Annotated in this window: 6 protein-coding genes; 5 read left to right on the top strand and 1 reads right to left on the bottom strand. The window is 71.4% G+C overall.

Features of this window, described 5'->3' with window-relative positions; genetic code table 11:
* Positions 1-315 precede the first annotated feature (315 nt).
* The 4 genes from ACFWWQ_RS14570 (at position 316) to ACFWWQ_RS14555 (ending at position 2992) form a co-directional block, all read left to right on the top strand.
* The gene (locus ACFWWQ_RS14570; protein ID WP_384595463.1) at positions 316-954 is read left to right on the top strand and encodes an AIM24 family protein; all 639 of its coding nucleotides are present in this window, start codon (positions 316-318) and stop codon (positions 952-954) included.
* Positions 954-1604 (top strand): AIM24 family protein, encoded by a 651-nt coding sequence (locus ACFWWQ_RS14565; RefSeq protein ID WP_384595460.1) that lies wholly within the window; start codon positions 954-956, stop codon positions 1602-1604. The genes ACFWWQ_RS14570 and ACFWWQ_RS14565 overlap by 1 nt, the downstream gene beginning before the upstream one ends.
* On the top strand, positions 1601-2374 hold the full coding sequence (locus ACFWWQ_RS14560; RefSeq protein WP_384595458.1) for an AIM24 family protein: 774 nt from the start codon (positions 1601-1603) through the stop codon (positions 2372-2374). The genes ACFWWQ_RS14565 and ACFWWQ_RS14560 overlap by 4 nt, the downstream gene beginning before the upstream one ends.
* A gap of 141 nt (positions 2375-2515) precedes the next feature.
* Positions 2516-2992 carry a MarR family winged helix-turn-helix transcriptional regulator gene (locus tag ACFWWQ_RS14555; protein WP_384595455.1) on the top strand — a complete coding sequence of 159 codons (477 nt, stop codon included), beginning with the start codon at positions 2516-2518 and terminating at the stop codon, positions 2990-2992.
* Here the strand turns inward: ACFWWQ_RS14555 and ACFWWQ_RS14550 are convergent.
* Positions 2910-3362: an ATP-binding protein gene (locus ACFWWQ_RS14550; RefSeq protein ID WP_384595541.1), complete on the bottom strand. Its 453-nt coding sequence runs from the start codon at positions 3360-3362 to the stop codon at positions 2910-2912. The genes ACFWWQ_RS14555 and ACFWWQ_RS14550 overlap by 83 nt on opposite strands.
* On the opposite strand from ACFWWQ_RS14550, the gene ACFWWQ_RS14545 reads away from it, so the two are divergent.
* Positions 3316-3462, top strand: a complete 147-nt coding sequence (locus ACFWWQ_RS14545) for a hypothetical protein (protein WP_384595544.1) — start codon at positions 3316-3318, stop codon at positions 3460-3462. The genes ACFWWQ_RS14550 and ACFWWQ_RS14545 overlap by 47 nt on opposite strands.
* Positions 3463-3604: the final 142 nt, after the last annotated feature.

Below are 3604 nucleotides of genomic sequence, written 5' to 3'. Positions count from 1 at the left end.
TGGAGTGTGCGTGGTGTGTCGGTGGGGCTCGGGGGTCGCGGCTGCGTGTCGGGGTGGTGGGTCGCGTCTCGTCTCCCCCGCGCCCCCCCCCCCCCCCCCCCCCCCCCCCCCCCCCGCCCCATGCTTGTGCAAGGGTTCACAAGCCTGTCGTCCATTGTTACAGCCGCTCCCGGGACCGCTGCGCCGGGGGCCGGGCGGCGGCCCCGTAGGGGACGAACGCCTCTTGGCGCCCGGGAGGAATGGGGGCGATCCCCGAGCGGATCAGGGGTCGTCGGGCCTCCCACGGCGGGCGGTGCTGCGGCTACCGTTCGGGACGTGGCTCAGTTTCGGCTCCACGGGAGCAAGGTGCTCGCCGTCGACATGTCGGGCGACGCCGTCAAGGCGAAGAACGGCGCGATGGTCGCGTACGAGGGACAGATGTCGTTCAAGAAGAAGACCGGAGGGGGTGAGGGGCTGCGCGGGATGGTCACCCGGCGCCTGACCGGTGAGCAGATGGCGGTCATGGAGGTGAAGGGGCAGGGCACCTGCTATTTCGCCGACCGCGCGAGCGAGATCAACCTGGTGCAGCTGCACGGCGAGAAGCTGTTCGTGGAGGCGAGCAATCTGCTCTGCACGGACGCCGCGCTGCACACCGGCACCACCTTCACGGGGCTGCGCGGCGCCTCGCAGGGCAACGGCCTGTTCACCACCACCGTGGAGGGCACCGGCCAGGCGGCGCTGCTCTCCGACGGCCAGGCGGTGGTGCTGCGGGTCACCCGGGAGTATCCGCTCCAGGTCGACCCGGGCGCGTACATCGCGCACACCGGCGATCTCAAGCAGCACTTCCAGTCCGGGGTGAACTTCCGCACGTTCCTGGGCGAGGGGTCCGGCGAGGCGTTCCAGATCCGTTTCGAGGGCGAGGGCCTGGTGTACGTCCAGCCCAGCGAGCGCAACACCGTCGGCGGTGAGGTCTGATGCCGTTCACGGTCCTCAACTCCCGCATGGTCGAAGCGCGGATCGCGCCGGGGGCCCGGCTGTTCAGCCAGCGCGGCGCGATGCTCGCCTACCGTGGCGAGGTCTCCTTCACGCCGAACATCCAGGGCGGTCAGGGCGGCATCGGCTCGATGATCGGGCGCCGCCTGGCCAACGAGGCCACCCCGCTGATGACGGTGGAGGGCGACGGCACGGTGATGTTCGGCCACGGCGGCCACCACGTCGAGGCCATAGACCTCACGGGCGAGACGCTGTACGTCGAGGCCGACCGGCTGCTGGCGTTCGACGGCTCACTGCGGCAGGGCACGATGTTCCTGGGCTCACAGGGCGGCGTGATGGGCATGGTGCGCGGCCAGGTCACCGGGCAGGGCCTGTTCACCACCACCCTTGAGGGGCACGGCTCGGCGGCGGTGATGGCCCACGGCGGCGTCATCGCGCTGCCGATCTCCCCGCAGCGGCCGGTCCACGTCGACCCGCAGGCATACGTCGCCCACCGCGGCGAGGTGCGCAACAAGCTCTCCGCCGCGCTCGGCTGGCGCGAGATGGTCGGCCGCGGCTCGGGCGAGGCGTTCCAGCTGGAGCTGTCGGGCCAGGGCACCGTCTATGTACAGGCGTCGGAGGAGAAGCTGTGAGCACACCCGTCATCCACGACGTCCACACCCTGCCGCGTAACGACAACGTCAATGCTTACGCGTTCTCGGTGGAGCTTCAGGGGCAGTGGTTTCTGCAGAAGGGGAAGATGATCGCGTACTACGGCGCGATCGACTTCCACGGCATCGGGCACGGTCCGCTGGAGCGGCTGATCTCGACGAGTTTCCATTCGCCGCTGCACGCGGCGGACTGGGTGGTGGCCGAGGGCCGGGGCAAGATGGTCCTCGCCGACCGGGCCTTCGACGTCAACTCCTACGACCTCGACGACGGCAACCTCACCATTCGCTCCGGCAATCTGCTCGCGTTTCAGCCATCTCTGTCGCTGAAGCAGTCGATCATTCCGGGCTTCCTGACGCTGCTGGGCACCGGCACCTTCGTCGCCGCGTCCAACGGCCCGGTGGTCTTCGCAGAGCCGCCGATCCGGGTGGACCCGCAGGCCCTCGTCGGCTGGGCGGACTGCCCGTCGCCGTGCCACCACTACGACCATCGGTACCTGCGGGGATTCCTCGGCGGCGTCCGGGCGCACACCGGTCTGGGCGGGGTGTCGGGCGAGGAGCACCAATTCGAGTTCGTGGGCGCCGGTACGGTCCTGCTGCAGTCGACGGAGCAGTTGATGGCGGAGCGGCCGACGGCCGAGGTGGCGTCGGAGCCAGGTGTTCCCGGGGGTGGGGGTCCCGGCGGGGGAAGTGGCTCACAAGTGCCGCAGCTGCCGGGTGCGCTCGGTGGCCTCCAGCAACGTTTCGGGCTGTGAACGGTAGTCTGCGCACGGTGAGCGGCTCGAACGCCTGAGCACCACGTCCGGCACGGAGAGCCGGAACCGGCGGCCGCCGCGCGGTCCGCCCGATGACCCGAATTTATTTCATCATTCAACTTTTACGGGTAGAATTCATCCATGACGACCGACAGCGACACCCCCTGGCTGACCGACCAGGAACAGCGCGCCTGGCGTACCCATCTGGACGTCAGCAGGCTGCTGATGCACCAACTGGAGCGCGATCTCCAGCCGTTCGGGCTGACCAACAACGACTACGAGATCCTCGTCAACCTCTCCGAGGCCGAGAACCACCGGATGCGGATGAGCGATCTCGCGGCGAGCACCCTGCAGTCCAAGAGCCGGCTCTCGCACCAGATCACCCGCATGGAGAACGCCGGCCTGGTCCGCCGTGAGCACTGCGAATCGGACCGCCGCGGCCTCTACGCCGTCCTGACCGACGAGGGCTGGGAGACCATGCGCCGGGTCGCGCCGCACCATGTCGCCTCGGTGCGCAGGCACTTCATCGACCTCTTCACCCCCGAGGGCCTGGCGCAGCTGCACTCCTCGCTGGGGCCGGTCGCCGCCCGGCTGCGGGAGCACCGCGGCGCCCTCTGAGCCCGCCCGCCGCGGTCCAGCCCCCGGACCGCGGCACCGGCGACGCAGCCCTGGACCGCGGCCCGGCACCCGGCGGCCCGCGCCGGTCCCGCGCCCGCGCGTCGCCGAGCCGGACGAAGCGCTCGAAGATCCGCTCACGGTCCCCCGGCGGGACGCCCGGCCCGTCGTCGTCGACCCGTAACACCGCCTCCGCGCCGTTACGCACCACCTCCACCCGTACCGCCGCGGCGGCGTGGCGCTGCGCGTTGTCCAGCAGATTGCCCAGCACCCGGCCCAACTGGCTCCGCGAACCCGTCGCTTCGGCCTCGTCCAGCCGCCCGGCCGTGACCGCGATCCGGTCGGCGGGCCGCTGCGAGGTCTCCTCCCACACTCTCGATGCCCTCACCACCCGCGTGCTCCGCTCCCACGTCGACCATGACGGCCACGGCGGTGCCGGGGACCACGACGGCCACGGCGGTGCGGACGGCTGAGCCACCGCGTCCCGGCCCACTGCTGCGGGCCCCCGGCGCGCCCCCCCCGCGGGGGGGGGGGCGCCCCCCCCCCCCGCCCGCGCGGGGGGGCGCGCCAGACCGCCCAGCCGGCCGGGCCCCACGCCACGGAGTGAGCTACGCG

The organism is Streptomyces sp. NPDC059080 (assembly GCF_042739975.1).
Lineage (GTDB): Bacteria > Actinomycetota > Actinomycetes > Streptomycetales > Streptomycetaceae > Streptomyces > Streptomyces benahoarensis.
Note: the sequence above shows the minus strand (reverse complement) of the source record. Positions and strands in the feature narration are given on the sequence as shown.

Excerpts from the sequence above, each read along its gene's own strand:
- ACFWWQ_RS14565 (WP_384595460.1), top strand. The coding sequence starts at position 954 with ATGCCGTTCACGGTCCTCAACTCCCGCATGGTCGAAGCGCGGATCGCG.
- ACFWWQ_RS14555 (WP_384595455.1), top strand. The coding sequence starts at position 2,516 with ATGACGACCGACAGCGACACCCCCTGGCTGACCGACCAGGAACAGCGC.